The following is a 19,569-nucleotide window of genomic DNA, read 5'->3' as shown; positions in this document are numbered from 1 at the left end:
GGGTTCCGGTTATGGAGGGAAATATTAATATTTTATTGCAGGAACATTTTGCGGGCAAGATCGTTCGCAAAGACCTGACCAAAAAAATCAAAGAAGGCGCCAATGTTCCAGTCTATGTGCTGGAATATTTGCTGGGAATGTACTGCTGCACAGACGATTCTGCTAGTATTGAGGAGGGCGTAAAACGTGTCAAGCATATTCTGACCGACAATTTCGTGCGCCCAGATGAAGCGGAAAAGATCAAGTCGAAAATACGTGAACTTGGTAGTTATACCGTAATTGATAAAGTAGAGGCTAAACTTGATCCAGACAGTGACACATACAGAGCGGTATTTTCAAATCTTGGTCTTAAAAACGTGATTGTGGCCGACATCTACATCAAGCAATACGAAAAGTTATTAGCTGGCGGCATCTGGTGTATCCTGCGTATGAATTATAACCGTCTGGAGGATCGATATGATGAATACGATGTGGATGCCCCTAAAGGTAGTAAGAAGAATAAGTTCCCTTTGATATAGAGGAGTTAACTCCAATTCAATTGGCTCACATGGATATGAGAGAGTTTTTCGATGGCAGAAGGAAGTTTACGAAAGATCAATGGATTGACCTACTGCTGCGTAGTGTCGGCATGGAACCGACCCAGTTTAAAGTCAGGATGAAATGGCATCTGCTGGAACGTATGATTCCTTTAGTGGAGAATAATTATAATTTGTGTGAACTAGGGCCGCGGGGCACCGGAAAATCTCACATCTACAAAGAAGTTTCGCCCAACTCCATATTGGTTTCTGGAGGACAAACTACTGTCGCCAATTTATTTTATAACATGGCCAATCGTACCATTGGTCTTGTCGGTATGTGGGACTGTGTTGCTTTTGACGAAGTGGCGGGGATCACCTTTAAGGATAAAGATGGCATTCAGATTATGAAAGATTTTATGGCGTCAGGTTCCTTTGCTCGGGGAAAAGAGGAAAAGAATGCAAATGCCTCTATGGTATTTGTTGGAAATATTAATCAAAGCGTGGATGTGCTGCTAAAAACGTCACACCTTTTTGAACCATTTCCGGCCGCAATGGCATATGACAGTGCTTTTTTTGATCGAATGCATTACTACCTACCCGGCTGGGAAATTCCCAAGATGAGACCGGAATACTTCACCAATGAATATGGCCTTATTACTGACTATCTGGCCGAATTTTTTCGGGAGATGCACAAGCGTAGCTTTGGCGATGCAATAGAGAAGTATTTCCGTTTGGGTACTGATCTCAATCAGCGAGATGTGATTGCTGTCCGAAAAACTGTTTCTGGTATGATTAAGCTGCTTTATCCCCATGGAGAATTTACAAAGGAAGATGTAGCTGAAGTGCTTGTATATGCATTGGAGGGACGGCGCAGGGTCAAAGAACAGCTTAAAAAAATTGGCGGTATGGAATTTTATGATGTTCATTTTTCTTATCTGGATAATGAAAATTATGAGGAACATTTCGTCTCCATACCGGAACAGGGTTCTGGGAAGTTGATTCCTGAAGGACAAAATAAATCGGGACATGTGTATACGGTGGCTCGCGGCGATACAGGAATGTTGGGAGTCTATAAGCTTGAAACAGAAGTTGTAGGCGGCAATGGAAAGTTTGAAGTGACCGGGGCGGGCTATGATCGAGAAGCCAAGGAGAATTTGAAAACTGCTCAAAACTACTTCAAGGCCAATAAAAAGTTGGTAAGTGGTTCTATCAGCATTGATACGAATAATTTCTTGATGCATATTGCCGATAATCAAGGGACAGGCACTACAGCAGAACTGGCACTATGTGCATTTGTCGCCCTGTGTGGCGCATCTCTCCGAAAGCCAGTACAATCGCAAATGTGCGTCTTGGGAAATGTGAGTATTGGCGGCACTATCAGTAAGGTTGAAGAACTTGCTAATACGTTACAGGTCTGTCTTGATGCTGGAGCAAAGAAGATATTGCTGCCCATGTCTTCAGCCGCTGATATAGCAACTGTGCCAGCGGACTTATTTGCGAAATTTCAGACATCTTTCTATATGAGCCCTGAAGATGCCGTGTTTAAAGCATTAGGAGTAGAATGATTATAAAAAAGTAATGAAGTTCGTATAAAAAGGGAGTAATCGTTTTTGTATATGGGGATAGTTATTGTTACCGATTAACGAAAATGACCACCCCTCGTCCAAAGGTTAGTGGTCATTTCCTGATCCAAATTACACAGCAATAAATAGCTTGTTGACCATCTCCGTCATCGTCTTGCCAATTTCCGCTGTTAGAAGATCAAAGAATTCTTCACTCGCGAAAATTTCGAAGAATGTATTCTGTACTCGTCGCATCGAGCGATCATGGCTATATTGGGCACCGTAAACTTCCCGTAATCTACTACTAATTGAAGTGTTTCCGAAGACGACACTATAGTAAGAACAGTAGAACGGAAGTGTACCCCTTAGAATGGACATTGGAAAAACCCCTGGTTTATCCGATGGGATGCTCTCGTTTCATATAGATATCCTTTTAAGCCGATTGCCCTGAAATTCAGCGCAGTCGGCTTTTTTGCGTCGAAGGGAGGAAATGAAATGACTAAGGTAATCGCATTATTTGCCAGCGAAGGGGATTCCCCTTTTTGAGAAGTTACGAAAAGGATGCAGGAAGTATATTATAAATGGTTTGACGTTATAGTGAGAAAGCATTTGGAGTTCAATCATTTCCAGCTCCTCAAAGGGAAATAGAATTTTTTGGAGAATATGTAAGAATGACTTCTCCCTATTCGTGCTTGTTCGATATTGTTGGTGTCGTTACCACAATCTTCGACAAACTGGGACGAAGTCCCTTTTTTACTCTTGAAATCCTGCGCCTTACAAGGGTCAGGATTGTTATAAATACTCGTTGTGCAGTAGAGTAGCTATTTCTGACTTTCTGGAATAACTAGACCTAAGAGGGAGGAAGCAAAAATGGATGAGCTCATACTGGGTCTATTTCGCAGTAATGTTCGTGAGCTAGACGAATTAACTCAACGTAAATTGTTTATGACCTATAGAGAATTTGTATATCGATACATTTACCTTATGCTCCATGACCACGCATTTACAGAAGATGTCATACAGGAAGGCTTTATTAAGGCTATGGAGTTTGGCCCTAAAACAAAAGCTGATTCCAACATAAAGGCATGGCTCATGCAAGTTACACGCAGAACCGCCATAGATTTTATTAGAAAAAATAAAAAGTATCATCTGGTTTTTGACCTTGAGTCCGTTATTATTTATGAGAACAGTGAGTTGTTGAATCCAACAAGCGAAATAGTTGAAAAAACACTACAGAACGAACTACTGCTTGAAGCTCTTAATGAACTTAGACTTAATCAACGAATTATTTTAGTCATGCGATATATAGAGTACATGTCTTATAAAGAAATTGCTAAGGAGTTAAACATCAATGAACATGCATTAGGTAAACGTATAGAAAGAGCCAAAAAGTCATTAGCTAATCTGTTCAAAGGAAAATGGGGTGAGAACCATGAAGTCTAATAATCGAGAAGACAATAATAATGATCTATTAGCATCCGCAATCAATGAAATGTATTCTTCAATTGATATCCCAGATGGAGAAACAGCATGGAGACGGATGCAGACCAGACTAATGCAGCAGCAAAAACGATCCCACCGTAAAAGAGTTTTTAAAATTGGAATTGCAATAGCAGGCTTCTCACTTATTATTGGAACGTCTGCCACATCTCCAAAGGAGAGCTATGCCTCTATGCAAAGTTTATTTGCAATGGTAAAAGACGCTAAACAGGGACTGGTTAATCTCCTATTTGGAGAAAATCGTCCAAAGAATACTGAAGGTGCCAAGACGTTGCCCCCTCCTGATACTTTAGGAAGCGAGTCTGGGCATGATAACCATTCAATTTCATCCACTTTGTTAGGAGAAAGCGGTCAGGCAAAGGAAACAGCCCTTGAAACAGCTCGTAACAAATTAGATTACAAAATTCGTGCGCCAGAGCATGTACCTCATAATTTTTCTTTATTACTGAAAAGAAGCTTACTACTGATAGCACAGAATACGACTTGCTTGGTTAGAGGATAATGTTAGAAGCTAAGTGAAGAACAGGCGCTGAAGAGTGAGCGATCAATGAAATAGAAAGGCGAGCATGATTTCAAAAGAAAAAAAGCGCTACAACCCGAAAAAAATCGGCTTGAAGCGCTTTTTTAGTTAACTAAGAGGCTAGACGTAAAATTCTGCTAATTGCACTTTGATTTTCATTTCACATAATCTCATCGTTGTAAAATTTTATAAATTCATGTCAGATTTTATCATAATGATACGTTTATATAGTAAGCAGCCAATAATGAAAACACAAAAGGACACGAGAGGAGCGTAAGAGATATTCGAGTCAATGCGTTTATTATTGACATGCTAAATTTCATACGAGGAGGATTCACAATGAAATTAGCTAAAAAATCCATTATTGGTGTTATTGCTTCTGTTGCATGCTTGGCGTTCGCTGTAAATGCGTATGCAGGTACGAATACGTCTATCGTTCCGGCAACGGGTTATGGAACACTAACCGGTACATTGGAGTATGTATCTGGAAATGCGTATGCCATGTGGTATACCAAAGTTGCTGACAATACTGATAATGCATATCCGACCGTTGTCGGCTCACAACAGAATATTAGCGGAACAACACTTCACACATTTTCACAGAATGGTCTAAGAGGTACTGGGGGGATTGGTCGAGGTGATGACCTATATCCAGGTGCATACGCTTTTTATGGGACGCATGGTATACAGGGCGGTAATACGTATTCCGCTTATGCTGCTTACACCGTAACACATACGTAAAAGTGAATAATGCCTGCTTCATGGCGAAATGTTTATGACGTGGAGATAGAGCACAAAACAGAGATTAGTGCTTGATAGATCGTCAAGCACTAATCTTGATATGGAGCCGGAAATCAAGAGGGGGATGACAACACGGTGAAAAAATTATTAGGATTCAAACGCATGGCGTTCCTAATCATGATGACACTTGCAATCTTCGCGGGGGGATGCTCCCTGAACAAAATTGAGGAACCTACTGATACTGTAGATGCAACCCAAAATCCATTTGAGAAAAATAAACCGCAAACCACCGTTCTTGGTAGTATCGGTCATGGTTTCATCAATCGTCAGCTTGATGTAAACGGAAGGGTTCTTCCTTTGGAATACAATGGCGGCGAGTTGAAAATCGAATACTCTGTACGTGCTTCCGGTACAGCAAAAAATGTTGGATTTTTTATTTTTGTTGATGGAAAGGCTCAACCCTACAAATTGGACGAGAGTGACTCTCCGTATCTGTATATGCATCTCCTTGAATTGAAGGATGATGACAAAGATACGCCGTTCACTTTTGTATTTACTCCGGTCACAGGAAAACAAGGTGATACTTTGCAACTCAGTATCACTAGCCTATATAATCCAAGTTTTATACCTGATATGAAAGCAACAAGCTCCTACGGAGGCTATCAAACGACTTTGGAGGCAGGCAGACCGCTAATTTTCAATCAAGATGCAGAATCTGTTGATTTTGCTCCTTATTCACAACAAGGGGGTTTAAATCATGTTCAACTGTCAACGGAGCCAATGACACAAGAGCTATTGGATAAGCATAGTATTGTGGAAACTGTAGATATGGATAAATTGGACAAAAATGTGTATGGCGGTTTATATATGGATGGGGCAATGCGACAAGACCACTTTCAGATACAGAAAAGCGGAACGCTCCATGTGACCTTCAAGCTATTTGGTCATCCCGGCATGAGATATCGTACCACGTTTTATATTAATCATCGAGCGTTGGCAGCCGAGGATGGTGTATCCTTTGAAACGGAGTTGACCAAGGGCAATATAGCGGTTATTGACGCCGATATAGATTTAGAGAAACTAGAGGATTTCAGCACTTTTTATGTGGTCTCTGTTCCCATTAATGCAAATGATTTTCCTGATGATGTCGTTGTATTAATGAAGACCCCTTCTTTGCTACTATATAGGTGATGGGAGAAACATGTATGATGCGAATGAAGCTTTTGATTGTGACCATGATTTTCTCGTTGCTTATCGTGGGATGCACACAGGCAGAATTGAATTCTATACCTGTGAATGCTGCTGCTGAAGCTACTCCGTCTCTTCATGAGACGCCCCCTATAAATCCCACCGAATCATCTCCTCCATTGAATTTGCTCTTGGAAGGGATACAGGGACATATCAGGAACGTTCATTATGCTGACGAAGACCATGTATTGATATCAGCGAACAAGCTATATCTGTATGACTTAGATAGCGGTCGCATAATAGCGGAATCTTCGGATGAAGGAATTCAATCGATACGAAGGGTAGAGGATGGCTATGTAGCTATTCAAGTTGCTGCCGATTTCGGAAACAATGGCAGCAGGAGCGGTGGGGGAACATCAGGCGGCGTCCTTACATACAGCGCTATCTTTTACGACCCTGATCTAGTTAAACAATCAGAATTCAATTTCAGTTCTCTATTAAAAGAGAATGAACGGATTGTTTCCCCTGAGTCCATTGCGTTCTCGGCAGATGGTAAACGAGTAGCCTATGCTACGAATAACGGACTATATCTGTATGATTTCAATATGAGTCAACAAACAACGCTCATCGATTTAAAGCAAGCGGAGCTTACTGATCTTAAGGAGCGTTCAGGTGTTGTTGCATTTGAACAAATTGGATTTACGAATGGGGACAAGGACTTGGCCTTTACGGCGCAAAGCTTTGATGTTCCCCCTATTGACGGCAAACCATCCTTTTCTACTTGCGGCACAGTTCATTTGGATGGCAGCAAATTGACAAACCAAAAATTCGAGTCTTATACATGCAGAGAATTAATCGACTACAACGAGTTTGTATTTTTTGCTGAGGATCTAGATTTTACTATTCCTTCGGGAAAGCTGTTGGTTATGAATATGCCTAGCGGTAAAACGAGGTTTCTTTCCATGATCGAAGCAGGCGAAAGTCGATTTGTTTCGGGATCAGATAGGGGAAGCTATTTCGCGACAACTCTCGCAGATCAGACCGATTGGAAAGTTCGGATATATGATGGGAATACAGGCAAACTTGAAGATGAGCAACGAATCTCAAGCGATGGAGATATGCGTTATATGGCTCAAGATCCAATCGTTAAAATACTGGATGAGAGACGGGTTTATATCGTATTGGTAGGCGCAAAGAACCCTGAAATTCAAACAAAAGTTGTGATCGGCCAGTTTTAAGAGGAGTGAGCAGCCTGTGAAAGTAACATTTAAGGAGATTTCGAAACAATATAAAGGTAAATATGCACTACAGAATTTTTCCGCAGAGTTGGAAAATGGCGTTTACGGTCTCTTGGGAACCAACGGCGCTGGGAAAACAACGCTAATTAATATTTTTGTTGGCATTCTGAAAAGTGATAAAGGGCAGGTGCTTATCAATGATGTGGACGCAAGAAAATTAGGTATTCAATTTTTATCCCATATTGGTTACTTGCCGCAGTTCCCACACTTCTATAAAAACTTTGAAGTGATGGACTTTTTGAAATACATGTGCGTATTGAAGGAGATTCCTCTGCATCAAGGGGAGAAACGAGCGAAGGAACTGCTAGAGATTGTCAATTTAAGCAATGCAGCGAGTACAAAAATTGGCGCTTTGTCTGGAGGGATGCGCCAGAGAGTCGGAATTGCGCAAGCGATGTTGGGCGATCCAGATATTTTGATTTTAGATGAACCGACAGCGGGACTTGATCCTCAGGAACGAATTCGCTTCCGCAATCTCATTACCAAGTTCTCTGAGAATCGAATCGTTTTGCTTGCTACCCACATTGTTTCCGATATCGAGTTTATCGCAAACCAGGTTATTTTGCTCAAAGACGGACATCTGCTCAAACAGGATACGCCTCAAGCGCTTGTGGAAAGTTTGAAGGGAAAAGTATGGCATGTAGCGGCAACAGACAAAACTTTGGATGAGAAGATTCAGCGGCTTAGAATCAGCAATATGCTGCGGGAGCAAGATAACATCCTTCTGAGGGTTATAGATGATGAGAAACCCGATGTTCATGCAGTGAGCGTACAGGCCAATTTGGAGGATGTTTTTCTGTACTATATCGGAGATGGCGAACAATGGTGAGGCTGATTGGCTTTGAATGGCGTAAGCATTTTCTGAAGAAGTCCATGATTGCAGCAGTGCTGCTTTTTTCTGTCCTGAATGTCGTCAAAATATACAGCGTGTACGAAGGAAGCTCATTGTTTACAAACCCGGGCTGGAAAGAGTTGTATTGGGAGCAGTACGCTGATTTTGGTGGAACGATTAAGAATGAGAAAATAGAGAAGCTAATGGATATTTATTGGCCGCTAGATCAACAGGTAGCCGAACGGACGACAAGTACAGAATATCGTACTCCAGATACCTACTTGTCCAATGTCTACGAGGATTGGAACTTCTTTCGTTTCAACTACGTCCAACCGATGAAGTATGCATACGATTACAAAGCGTACGCCCAAGGTGTCGTTAGCGCGGCAAATGAAAATATAGCGTTTTATGAATCGTTGGGTAACACTTACGAGCGTAGTAAGAATGCTGCTATTGCTGAGCTTTTTCAAGGACGTTCAATCACGAGTTTTGTCTACACGGAAATGTATCAATATTATGTTGGGTACGATTTTTCAGGGTTACTAGTGTTGCTGATTTGCTTGTACGGATTAATGAGCGTTTTTCTGTATGATAAGGAAACAGAAATGGATATTTTGCTCCTTACGACTAAGGCAGGAGGAGGTGCGTCAATTAGGGCAAAACTTATAGCCTCTGCCTTATTTGTATCTGGTGTTTCCTTGTGGTTTTGGTTAATAGATTTTGTTGCATTTTCTACGATATTCGACTCATGGGATGCAGCTTCTTCTCCTTTGTACATGCTTGAAGATTTTATCCACGCTGCACTAAACGTGAGTTTGGGGCAATACGCTATACTATCAGCACTTGTTAAAACGGCGGGAATGCTTGTGTTTGCCTTGGCATTCTTGTTCATGTCGAATTTGTTCCGAAATGCACTTATTCCATTTATTATCGGTTTATCTGTTTCGTTTGTTTGTATTTACTTGGAGGAAGTTTATATGGGCTCGGGGCGTATTTGGATCAAAGTCATAAACCCATTTGTTTTGTTGGTTAATCGAGAATTGTTTCGAAAAATAGAGTTTGTTTCTATGGCGGGTTTTTCCCTTCCAAGTTATATCGCTGCCTTATTAATAACGACTGCCTGGGGAGTACTGCTTCTTAGTGGTATTTTAATTGTTGTGAGGAAGAATGCTCTGAGGAAGGGGGGAGAGAAACGTGTCCATCTGGAAGTATGAAATGAAAAAAATGCTTTTCCATCATAAGGGTTTTTTATTTATCGGTGTGTATATCATCTTGAGTATTGCATCAATGGTGATTTTGGATAAGCCTGCTAACCCGGACGTTGAGATGAATCGTTCGCAGTATCAGTTCTACCTCGATCAGGTTCAGGGTCCCTACTCAGTAGAAACCGAGCATTTTTTTGCAAATGAAGCGGCCAAAATTTCGGATGCGAAGGTTGCCTTGCAAAGAATAAGTGATAATTTCTATGATGGTGAGTTGGAAGAACAAAAGTTCCTTACCCATTCCGATTCACTAGCGAGTATTCTTAAGAACGAAAAAGGTTTTCAACTGGCTTACAATCAGTACGTCTATGTGCGTGAATTTCCAGACAATCGTTATTTTCTCTATACCAATGGCTGGGATGGATTACTCTCCAATGATAGTCTTGATATCCTGTTTGTGTTGTTGGTTTTGCTTCTAGTTACACCGATGTTTTGTTACGAGTTTGAAAGCAAGATGGATACGCTCCTTCTTACCGTCAAAAAAGGATCAAGAACTCATGCGTTATGTAAAATCAGCCATGTGCTTGTGATGGTTAGTGTTCTCTGTCTTCTGAGTGCCGGTTTACGATATGGCTTCTACGATTTCAAATATGGTTTAGATAATGGTCATTATCCCTTAGAAAGTCTGTCCTACTTTGGCACGTCGATTAAAGAAGTTACATTGCTTCAATCCTTTTTATGGATTACGGCAGGTAAACTATTTGGAAGTCTATGCTTTGCTATATTCATTCTATTTGCTTCGGTTTGCTTTAAGAAATATGCCATTACATTGTTTTCATGCACGGCAGTAGTGCTACTACCTTACTATGGACTGCAGTTGGAATCCACCAAATATTTCTTGCCAGGGCCACTTGGGTTCATGGTGTCAACAGGCTATTTTCGCGGGAACGAATTCAAGCTTAATTCGTGGAAGGATCAGATGGATATGGTTTTCCGAGAGGTTTCATTTACAGCATGGAGCATTGTTTTTGCCATTACAGTTAGTCTTAGCGTAGTCATGCTCTTTGTAATCCTACATAAGCGATCCAATGTGTGGATTGTAAAACAGCGAAAATATAGAGGGAAGAGACTGTTGCCTACGTTACTCATTCTTTGGATGGCGGTCTCCATGCTTGTTGGCTGTAGTTCTTCTAATGGTGCCATGGCAGGTGTTACTTATAATTACGCTTCTAAGCAGTCCTTTCAAAATAATAAGCATCGATTTTATATGGATCCAAAGGAAATAGAGCTTGGGAATAATCAAATTGTATTTGAGGATCAAACAAGCGGAGAAAAACGTAAACTTGTCCGTGATCCTCTGACCTCATTAACTCGAATAGCGGGAGCCATTTTTGGGGAAGGAACGGATGTCTACTATATGAAAATTGATTATGAGAAATCAGGTCTCAGAGAAGGTGCTACTCGGTTTTCGGTTATCGGAGTGGATACAACGAGGTTTAATGAAAAAATTATTTTCGAAAAGAAGCTAAGTGCCGATAAGGGTACCGTGCTGGGACTCGTGAAAGGGAATGCATATGTTGCAAGTTTTTACCTCACCGTGAGCGCCTTCTTTTTGGATGAATCTAGTCTTTACCTCATAGGGCAAACTGATGGACAAACCGAAATTCGGCAAATTAACCGACTAACAGGAGATATGCGTGTTCTTCTCCAAATTCCTGTATTAAGAAGCCTCGCATTTGACGGCCGAACGATTTATTATGTCGATGAGAAGTCTCAAATCGTTAAGTATGATACCAAGACAGACACCATGACAACAATCACCGATCTAATTACGAGGGAGTTTATTTTGACGGAGAGTGAATTAATATACGTAAACCGCAAGGAGCAACAAAAACTATACGCTATGAATTTACATGACTCGACCATCCGTAAGCTAACGGATGTTCCCGTACTTAGTTTTCGATATGACAAACCGTATATTACCTATATCGGGAAGATAGACATGAAAGAGTATCAGTTAAGTAATATGTGAAGTCGGCGTCGTTTTGATTGCCATAAACCTGATGTGAATTTGATGTGAAAAGATATGGACGGGGACGTTGCCTGTGGACGGTGCATGAGGAGTACATAATAAAATTATATCGGAATGATTGTGCTAAGCTTTTAAGCAAATTACAAAGTGGAGAACTTCCTGTACAGGAGGTTCTTTTTTCTACATTCTTCGACTCGCTGATATACTATTTTGGTGGATATTGGTATGATTATTATAGAACTCGGATCTTCTTGGATAGCGGAGGAGAAAGTGGAGAAAAAATATGAATTTTTATATAAAATTAAAGATGTATTGAAAGATAGGGCATTCCAAGGGGTTCCACTAGGCAGTAAATTTGATGAATCCAGATTTGAAGATATTATAATTCTAAAGGATACGGGGTATCCCATTTATTCATTTAATAATATGGAACTTGAAATTGTAGACGATTTAATTTATAGAATCGGAATATGTTGTGATGAATCGGTGCTTATTGATGATGTAGTAAAAATATTTGGAGATACTGAGTTTAAAACGTATGAGCAGTTTACATTTGTATCCTACATGTATGATTTTTGTGTGATAAATTTTAAATTTGTAGGGTTAAATGCACCTGCCATAGACATATCTATATGTTCAACTTTGTTTATGGACTAATTTAGTTTTATCTGAAAACATTAAGAAATACAAGATAGAAAATCCATGCTTAATGACTGATTTCAAACACACAGAGGTGTTCCATGAAGCAAGGTCTTTATGAACAGATCATCAATAACGGAACGTTGAGGAAGTTGGGGCATTAGATCCGTCGGCCTATGATATTGGCAAGGAGCCGCTTGATCCGGAGGAAGCTCGGAAGCTGCTTTCCAACTATATTGCGACGGTCATTCGCAGAGCATTAAAGCTGGTGCGTGAGAGTTCCAATAGCGACGAGGAAGCGGTATTAGCACAGGTTCGGGCCTGCAACGAAATGATAGCCTCACTCAGAAATAGCCTCGATCATCAGGATTATGAGGAGCTGGAGTTGCACGAGCAAGGGGAGATCCTTACATACGTATATGCCAAGCTAAATTCTCATCGCGCAATCAAAAATGATAAGGTTGTACGTCCAACTACGCCACTATCCCAAAGCTCGCTTTTCACAGGTTCACATGCCGAGCCCAATATGTTAAACGAATTAAAGCAGGAAATTGTAACGGCGGATCGCATTGAATTTCTTGTTTCTTTTATCAAGTGGAGTGGACTTCGTTGTCTCATGGAGCAGCTTGAGCAATTTACCGCACGAGGCGGGCAACTGCGGGTCATCACGACTACCTATATGGAGGCGACAGATTTCAAAGCGGTTATGGAGCTAAGCAAGCTGCCTAATACAGAAATTAAAATCTCCTATGATAGCAGTCGCACGAGATTGCATGCCAAAGCTTATGTTTTCAAAAGGGATACGGGATTTACGACCGCTTATGTCGGTTCATCTAATCTTTCAAATCCGGCGCTTACAAGTGGGCTAGAGTGGAATTTGAAGGTAACGGAGAAGGATTCCTACGACGTGCTGAAAAAAATCGAAGCGACCTTCGAGAGCTATTGGAATGATCGTGAGTTTGCCAGTTATTCAGCTGACGAACCGGAGCATGAAGAGCGATTAAAGCAAGCACTTGGAAAACGGGATAAAAAGGATTCGAATCAAGAAACGATGTATTTTGCCTTCAATATTATGCCTTACGATTATCAGAAGGAAATCCTTGAGAAGCTGGAAGCGGAGAGAACGTTATACGGCAGGTCGAAAAATTTGCTCGTCGCTGCTACAGGTGTAGGCAAAACGGTCATTTCCGCTTTTGACTATCGACGCTTTACTCAGCGAAACGCCCGAGCCAGGCTTTTATTCGTGGCCCATCGGGAAGAGATTTTGAAGCAAAGCCTAGACACGTTCCGCTTTGTCCTGAAGGATCTGAACTTTGGTGAGCTGCATGTCGGGAGTCATCAGGCCGAGTCTATTGATCACCTTTTTATCAGTATTCAAAGCTTTAATACACTTAAGTTAACGGAGCATACAACAGCGGACTACTACGATTTTATTATTGTGGATGAGTTTCACCATGCGGCGGCGCCGACCTATCAGAAGCTGTTAAACCATTACCGACCGAGCATCTTATTGGGCTTAACAGCAACGCCTGAGCGGATGGATGGCAAGGATGTTCTGCATTATTTTGACGATACGATTGCTGCGGAAATTCGTCTGACGGATGCGATTGATCGAAAATTGCTGTGTCCCTTTCAATATTTTGGGGTGAGCGATCATGTGGATCTGTCTCAGGTGAAATGGTCAAGACGTGGCTACGACCTGCAGGAGCTAGAAAACCTGTATACGAACAACAAAATTCGAGCCACACAAATCATTAACAGTCTGAAAAAATATGTGACCGATGTAGACGATGTAAAGGGTCTTGGGTTTTGTGTAGGGGTTAACCATGCGCTTTATATGGCTAAAGTCTTTAATGAAGCGGGTATTCCAGCACAAGCATTGCATGGCGGTTCGAGTGAACAAGACCGGAGCCAAGTCAAGCATAAGCTCGTAAATGGCGAGCTGAAAATGATTTTTGTAGTAGACCTCTATAATGAGGGTGTCGATATACCAGAAGTGAATACGGTGTTGTTCCTGCGACCAACGGAAAGTCTGACGGTATTTTTGCAGCAATTAGGTCGGGGCCTGCGCTTGGCTGAAGGGAAGGAATGCTTGACGGTTCTCGATTTTATTGGCCAATCTCATAAGGATTACAATTTTCAAGATAAGTTTCGAGCGATATTGGGCAAAACGAAGCATTCGGTCCAGCATTATGTAGAGCATGGTTTTTCGAGTCTGCCGAAGGGCAGCTTTATTCAGCTAGAGAAGCTCGCCAAAACCTTCATTCTACATAATTTGAAGCAGGCAACGATAAACAGAAGAAGTCTGATTTATAAGCTGAAGTATTTTGAAGGGGACACAGGACTTGAGCTGAGCCTTGAGAATTTTGTCCATTACCATGGGATGACCTTGCAGGAGCTTTATGGCGGGAGAACAGGGAAACGTTCCTTTCGAGGCTTGATGGTGGAAGCAGAGGTTCTAGATGCTTTCGAAATGGAGCAGGAGGATCATTTAGTCAAACGATTGCCTGCCTTGCTAAGCCTTAACTCTCGTAGGCTATTAAAATTCCTCATTGCTTACCTATCCGGTGAAAAAAGCGTGGCTACAGACGAAGATCAGCTTATGCTGAATCTGTTCTACTACACGTTCTACTCATCAGAGCCGAGCAAGCAGGGCTTTACGAGTATCGAGCAGGGCATTCAATTTATTATTTCCTGCCCAGCCTTCCATGAAGAAATCATTGATATTTTATCCTATAATGAGAAGCATATAAACTTTGTTGACGAGTCCCATGCTTTTCCATACGCATGTCCACTCCATTTGCATTGCAGGTATTCGACCAATCAAATATTAGCGGCTTTTGGGGTTTGGAATGAGGAGAAGGCGCCAAGCTTCCGTGAAGGCGTGAAATATTTAGAGGATAAGAGCACGGATATTTTCTTTATTACGCTCAATAAGTCAGATAAGGATTTCTCCCCGTCAACTCTATATGAAGACTATGCGATCAACGAGCGGCTGTTCCATTGGCAGACCCAAAGCCGCATCTCGGAGGAGACGAAAACCGCTCAAAGATACATTCATCATAAGCAGCTTGGCCATCGCATTGCCTTGTTCGTTCGGGAATACAAGGAAGAGCATAGCTTCACGTCGCCGTTTATGTTTTTAGGAGAAGTGGAGTATGTGAGACATGAGGGAAATAAGCCGATGAGCTTTGTGTGGCGCTTGAAGAAGGAGATGCCTCCTGCGTTAGTGCCGGCAGCGAATAAAGCCATCGTGTAAGAGGAGGGGATTGGACTGATCGAGGTGGCAGCGGCAATTATTAGCAATGAACAGAATCAGCTCTTAATCGCTCGGCGCAAAAAAGGAAAATCGCAGGAAGGACTATGGGAGTTTCCTGGCGGGAAAATCGAGCAGGGAGAATCGGCGCAGACCTGTCTCCGCAGAGAACTGCTGGAGGAGATGCAGATTGAGATTTTTCCTCATGAATGGTTTGGTGTGAACGACCATTATTATGGTACTACTCATATCCGGCTAACCGCGTATAAAGCCAAATACGTGAGCGGTGAGATTATTTTAGTTGATCATGACGACTATCGTTGGGTAAGCCCGGAGGAGCTGAAAGATTATAGCTTCGCGCCAGCCGATATAAAGTTTGTTGAGATGCTGGAGCTCGAACAGAGCCTAGAATAGATGGAAAAAGACGAATTCTTTACGGGTATGCTCCCATCATAGTAGATAGAAGAAAAAACAAAACTTCTACTGCTACCATGATGGGAGTTTTTGCAATGTCTAAAAGGAGTTCCATTTCATTAGATGTAGAACGACATGTTGTAAAAAGATGCCTTAAACATGATTCAAATCCTTATTATGAAGCTGAGGGCTATGAAGGATAATTCGTATTTTCTATACATGGTTCATTGATGTGAAATGGATGTGAAACGGCCGCATTTACCTTTAAAACAAGTCATAACCACCGCTTAGTCGGTGGTTATGACTTGTTTTTTGCAGGAGAAAACTACTGATCAAGGTCATTGTTCATGTAATAATTCATGTAATTTGGCATATATGCGTTCTTTGTGAAGGCAGCATGCTGTGGAATTATGTCGATTTTTAAGGTTTTTTTAAGGTGCGATTTTTTATACTAGGCTAAAAGGAAGGGGACAAAAGTACGACGATCTGTGGGGGCATACGCACATTGCAGGAGAGTTAAAAAAGCTTGTATATTTTGCAATTGAACAAAAGGAAGAAAGGAATATGTAATGAAGTATAGCGGGGGCTATGGCCGGATACCCCTCGAGAATCTGGATTCTCTGCCGACAATGGGCTATAAATGCTGGCGATGGTATTGTGATGACAAGGATGTCAAGGCAATCTTGGCGATCAATTCAGGAAAGGGTTGAGCACATGATATTTTATGAGATGAAAGAGCGAAATTTGGCGGGCTGGAGAAGATGGATATCCCTCTTGCTGGTAATTTGTCTGGTGCTGTCCGTCAGTCCGACGGTTCGAGCCGAAAGTTCGTCGGGTACAGATCAACTGCCTGCCATTGAAGTGAGCAGTACGGAGGGCAAGCCGGGCGATACAGTAAGTATGGCAGTGTTTACCGAGCCGGAAGACCTTATTTATAAATTTGATTTCTCGCTCCAATACGATGCCAGTTCCCTTGAATTGCTGTCAGTGGATGACGAGCTTCATGTAAGCAGTATAGAGACCTACACAATTGATAGCAGCACAACAGGCAGCATTCACTTCCATGCAATTCTTGCAGATACAGTAATTTTGGAGAAGACCAAGATTGCTACACTGAACTTCAGAATCAAAGAAAGTGTACTGCCTGGTGATTTAATGGTAAATGTAACGAATTATGCAGTTAATGATTCCTCCGATTCAATCTATGTTTCTAATGGAAGCATTACGGTTACAGCAGCGAAGTATTCAGTAGCCTTCGATTCACAAGGAGGCAGCTTGGTGGAGAGCATCATTGATGTAAACAGCGGAGCAACCATCAGCGAGCCGCTCGCTCCAATCAGGAAAGGCTACAGCTTCATGGGCTGGTACACCGACCCGGAAGGGACATCGGCCTGGGATTTCTCCTCAGCAGAAGTTAAGGCGAACACGACACTTTATGCCAAATGGCAGCGTCATACGGTAACGATCGGCATTGGCAGTGTAACCGGAGCGCCGGGTGAGACCGTCAATGTCTCGGTAAGAGCCGTTAGCGAGATTTCTGGAGTCGGCTCCTACATGCTGCGAATAGACTTTGATGCAGGCGCCCTGGAAGTGACCGATATTCAAGGTGCAGGGGGCGACTACTTCGACTCCAATTATAATAATACATCAGGCTGGCTCAAGACGGTCTGGGTAGACAGTGACGGTGGAGATACGCCGATTAGGGCTGGAGACGAGCTGTTCACGGTGAGCTTCCTCATTAAGAGCGAAGCGACAAATGGACAGAAGGCTCTGACCGTGCAGACGTCAGACTTGAATCAATTTAGTGTCACAGATGCTTCGGCAAATGAGATGGAGAAGACACTGAATCCCGGTAAAGTAACGGTCTTGCCGTCGTCTGGAAATTTGGACGTACCTGCTGTTCCACAAGGATTGACAGCAGTTGGAGGAGACAGTCAGGTTTATCTGGAATGGACTACAGTAACAGAAGCGACATATTACAACATTTACATGTCGACAGAGCCAGAGGGATATAGTGAACAAGAGATCGCGAGTGTAACGGACTCTGTCTACACGGTCAAGAATCTGAGCAACGGTCAAGCTTATTACTTTACGGTCAAAGCAGGCAATGCTCATGGGCTGAGCGATGCTTCGGTACAGCAGAGTGCAACTCCAAGCGCCGGAGGTGGTTCCGGACCTGACACACCGACGCCTGCAACCGTTCCGGGAGTGCCAACGAACGTGACAGCTATTGCGGGAAATGGACAAGCAACGGTCCGCTTCACAGCACCGGCAAGCGATGGCGGCAGCTCGATTACTGGCTACGAGGTTACTGCTGAGCCGGGCGGAGTTGTTGTGACGGGAATGGCAAGTCCAATCGTCGTGACTGGTTTGACCAATGGAACAAGCTATACGTTCACGGTAAAAGCTGTGAATACAATCGGGGCGAGCGCCGCTTCAGTTATATCCAATGCAGTGAACCCTTACAGCAGCACCAGTGGTGGTTCCGGTACGCCTGTAACGACAACGCCACCCCAGGCTGCCGGCGTGGAGATTCTAATCAATGGCAAGGCTGAGCAAGCGGGGACGTTGATCACAAGCGATCGCAGCGGCCAGAAGGTAATAACCATTCAGGTTGATCCGCAGAAGCTGGAGCAAAGGCTTGCAGCAGAAGGACAGGGAGCGGTCATCACGATCCCGGTCAGCACAAACTCGGATGTAATCATTGGCGAGTTGAACGGTCAAATGGTCAAGAACATGGAAAGCAAGCAGGCGGTGATCGAACTCAGGACCCTTCAGGCGACGTATACGCTCCCTGCAAGTCAAATCCAGATTGATGCCATTACGGAGAAAATGGGCAGGTCCGTTGCACTGAAGGATATAAAAATATACATTGAAATCGCTGCGACAACAGCAAGTATGCTGAAGATAGTAGAGGATACAGCTGCGAAAGGCTCGTTCACTATCGAGGTGCCGCCGATTGAATTTACAGTCAAGGCCGTGAATGGCGATACTACTGTTGAAGTGTCGAAATTCAATGCTTACGTGCAGCGGAGCATCGTGATTCCGGCTGGAGTCGATCCGAACAAGATCACGACAGGTGTCGTGGTTGCTCCAGACGGCAGTGTGAGGCATGTACCGACGAAGGTCGTGAATGATGGTGGAACCTATTATGCGCAAATTAACAGTTTGACTAACAGCACCTATTCCGTTGTATGGCATCCGGTGGAGTTCGACGATGTGGCTTCGCATTGGTCACAGTCGGCTGTGAATGATTTGGGGTCACGGATGATTATTGAAGGGACAGGCGATGGGCAGTTCAGTCCGAATCGCGATATCACCCGCGCGGAGTTTGCAGCCATCCTTGTACGGGGGCTGGGACTTGCTTTCGAGCAGGGAGAAGCAGCATTCTCGGATGTGTTGCAGACGGACTGGTATAGCAAGGCAGTCAGCACAGCACAAGCATACGAACTGATTGATGGATATGAAGATGGTACATTCCGTCCGAACGAAAAGATTACGCGTGAGCAGGCGATGGTCATGCTGGCGAAGGCGATGAAGTTGACTGGACTTAAGGACAAGCAATCTTCTGTGAACACCTCCACAACCGCGGTACTCGGTTCGTTCAAGGATGCAACAGCTGTATCGACTTGGGCGCAAGACGGTGTAGCCGACAGCGTGCAGGCAGGCATTGTATCGGGTAGAGGCTCTGCTGAGCTGGCACCTAAGCAGCATATGACTCGTGCCGAGGTAGCTGCGATGGTTCAAAGGCTTCTGCAGCAATCCGGTCTGATTTGATTCGTTCAGTTCAGGGGGCTATTCGCCCCCTGTGTTTGAATACGTTGGCAGACGCACTTTAAGCGGTATTTCTGCTTGCATCATGGGAAA

Annotated in this window: 11 protein-coding genes and 2 pseudogenes; all 13 read left to right on the top strand. The window is 43.0% G+C overall.

What is annotated here, in order from left to right:
* The first annotated feature begins 11 nt into the window (after window positions 1-11).
* A pseudogene (gene brxL / locus BBD42_RS03715) lies at window positions 12-2,083 on the top strand (protease Lon-related BREX system protein BrxL).
* Window positions 2,084-2,950: 867 nt separating this feature from the next.
* On the top strand, window positions 2,951-3,523 hold the full coding sequence (locus tag BBD42_RS03705) for an RNA polymerase sigma factor (protein ID WP_099517050.1): 573 nt from the start codon (window positions 2,951-2,953) through the stop codon (window positions 3,521-3,523).
* Window positions 3,513-4,082: a hypothetical protein gene (locus tag BBD42_RS03700; RefSeq protein ID WP_099517049.1), complete on the top strand. Its 570-nt coding sequence runs from the start codon at window positions 3,513-3,515 to the stop codon at window positions 4,080-4,082. Before BBD42_RS03705 ends, BBD42_RS03700 begins: the two co-directional genes overlap by 11 nt.
* Window positions 4,083-4,439: 357 nt before the next feature.
* On the top strand, window positions 4,440-4,841 hold the full coding sequence (locus BBD42_RS03695; RefSeq protein WP_099517048.1) for a hypothetical protein: 402 nt from the start codon (window positions 4,440-4,442) through the stop codon (window positions 4,839-4,841).
* Between the two features lie 135 nt (window positions 4,842-4,976).
* On the top strand, window positions 4,977-6,032 hold the full coding sequence (locus BBD42_RS03690) for a beta-glucanase/beta-glucan synthetase (RefSeq protein ID WP_099517047.1): 1,056 nt from the start codon (window positions 4,977-4,979) through the stop codon (window positions 6,030-6,032).
* A 14-nt stretch (window positions 6,033-6,046) separates the two neighbouring features.
* Window positions 6,047-7,267 (top strand): transcriptional regulator, encoded by a 1,221-nt coding sequence (locus BBD42_RS03685; RefSeq protein ID WP_099517046.1) that lies wholly within the window; start codon window positions 6,047-6,049, stop codon window positions 7,265-7,267.
* 16 nt (window positions 7,268-7,283) lie between these two features.
* On the top strand, window positions 7,284-8,156 hold the full coding sequence (locus BBD42_RS03680; protein ID WP_099517045.1) for an ABC transporter ATP-binding protein: 873 nt from the start codon (window positions 7,284-7,286) through the stop codon (window positions 8,154-8,156).
* Window positions 8,150-9,373: an ABC transporter permease gene (locus tag BBD42_RS03675; RefSeq protein WP_099517044.1), complete on the top strand. Its 1,224-nt coding sequence runs from the start codon at window positions 8,150-8,152 to the stop codon at window positions 9,371-9,373. The genes BBD42_RS03680 and BBD42_RS03675 overlap by 7 nt, the downstream gene beginning before the upstream one ends.
* Window positions 9,354-11,393, top strand: coding sequence for a DUF5050 domain-containing protein (locus BBD42_RS03670; RefSeq protein WP_237163360.1), 2,040 nt, complete (start codon window positions 9,354-9,356; stop codon window positions 11,391-11,393). The genes BBD42_RS03675 and BBD42_RS03670 overlap by 20 nt, the downstream gene beginning before the upstream one ends.
* Before the next feature lie 225 nt (window positions 11,394-11,618).
* Entirely contained in the window at window positions 11,619-12,050 is a 432-nt protein-coding gene (locus BBD42_RS03665) for a hypothetical protein (RefSeq protein WP_099517043.1), read from the top strand.
* Between the two features lie 83 nt (window positions 12,051-12,133).
* A pseudogene (locus BBD42_RS03660) lies at window positions 12,134-15,291 on the top strand (DEAD/DEAH box helicase).
* Between the two features lie 24 nt (window positions 15,292-15,315).
* Window positions 15,316-15,702, top strand: coding sequence for a (deoxy)nucleoside triphosphate pyrophosphohydrolase (locus tag BBD42_RS03655; RefSeq protein WP_348272589.1), 387 nt, complete (start codon window positions 15,316-15,318; stop codon window positions 15,700-15,702).
* A 714-nt stretch (window positions 15,703-16,416) separates the two neighbouring features.
* Window positions 16,417-19,479 carry an S-layer homology domain-containing protein gene (locus BBD42_RS03650; RefSeq protein WP_099517041.1) on the top strand — a complete coding sequence of 1,021 codons (3,063 nt, stop codon included), beginning with the start codon at window positions 16,417-16,419 and terminating at the stop codon, window positions 19,477-19,479.
* Window positions 19,480-19,569 lie beyond the last annotated feature (90 nt).

The organism is Paenibacillus sp. BIHB 4019, from assembly GCF_002741035.1.
Taxonomy (GTDB): domain Bacteria; phylum Bacillota; class Bacilli; order Paenibacillales; family Paenibacillaceae; genus Pristimantibacillus.
Note: the sequence above shows the minus strand (reverse complement) of the source record. Positions and strands in the feature narration are given on the sequence as shown.

Bases quoted from the DNA above. Each gene is read 5' to 3' on its own strand.
- BBD42_RS03705 (WP_099517050.1), top strand. From the start codon at position 2,951: ATGGATGAGCTCATACTGGGTCTATTTCGCAGTAATGTTCGTGAGCTA.
- BBD42_RS03685 (WP_099517046.1), top strand. From the start codon at position 6,047: ATGATGCGAATGAAGCTTTTGATTGTGACCATGATTTTCTCGTTGCTT.
- BBD42_RS03665 (WP_099517043.1), top strand. From the start codon at position 11,619: ATGATTATTATAGAACTCGGATCTTCTTGGATAGCGGAGGAGAAAGTG.
- BBD42_RS03675 (WP_099517044.1), top strand. From the start codon at position 8,150: ATGGTGAGGCTGATTGGCTTTGAATGGCGTAAGCATTTTCTGAAGAAG.
- BBD42_RS03650 (WP_099517041.1), top strand. From the start codon at position 16,417: ATGATATTTTATGAGATGAAAGAGCGAAATTTGGCGGGCTGGAGAAGA.
- BBD42_RS03695 (WP_099517048.1), top strand. From the start codon at position 4,440: ATGAAATTAGCTAAAAAATCCATTATTGGTGTTATTGCTTCTGTTGCA.
- BBD42_RS03700 (WP_099517049.1), top strand. From the start codon at position 3,513: ATGAAGTCTAATAATCGAGAAGACAATAATAATGATCTATTAGCATCC.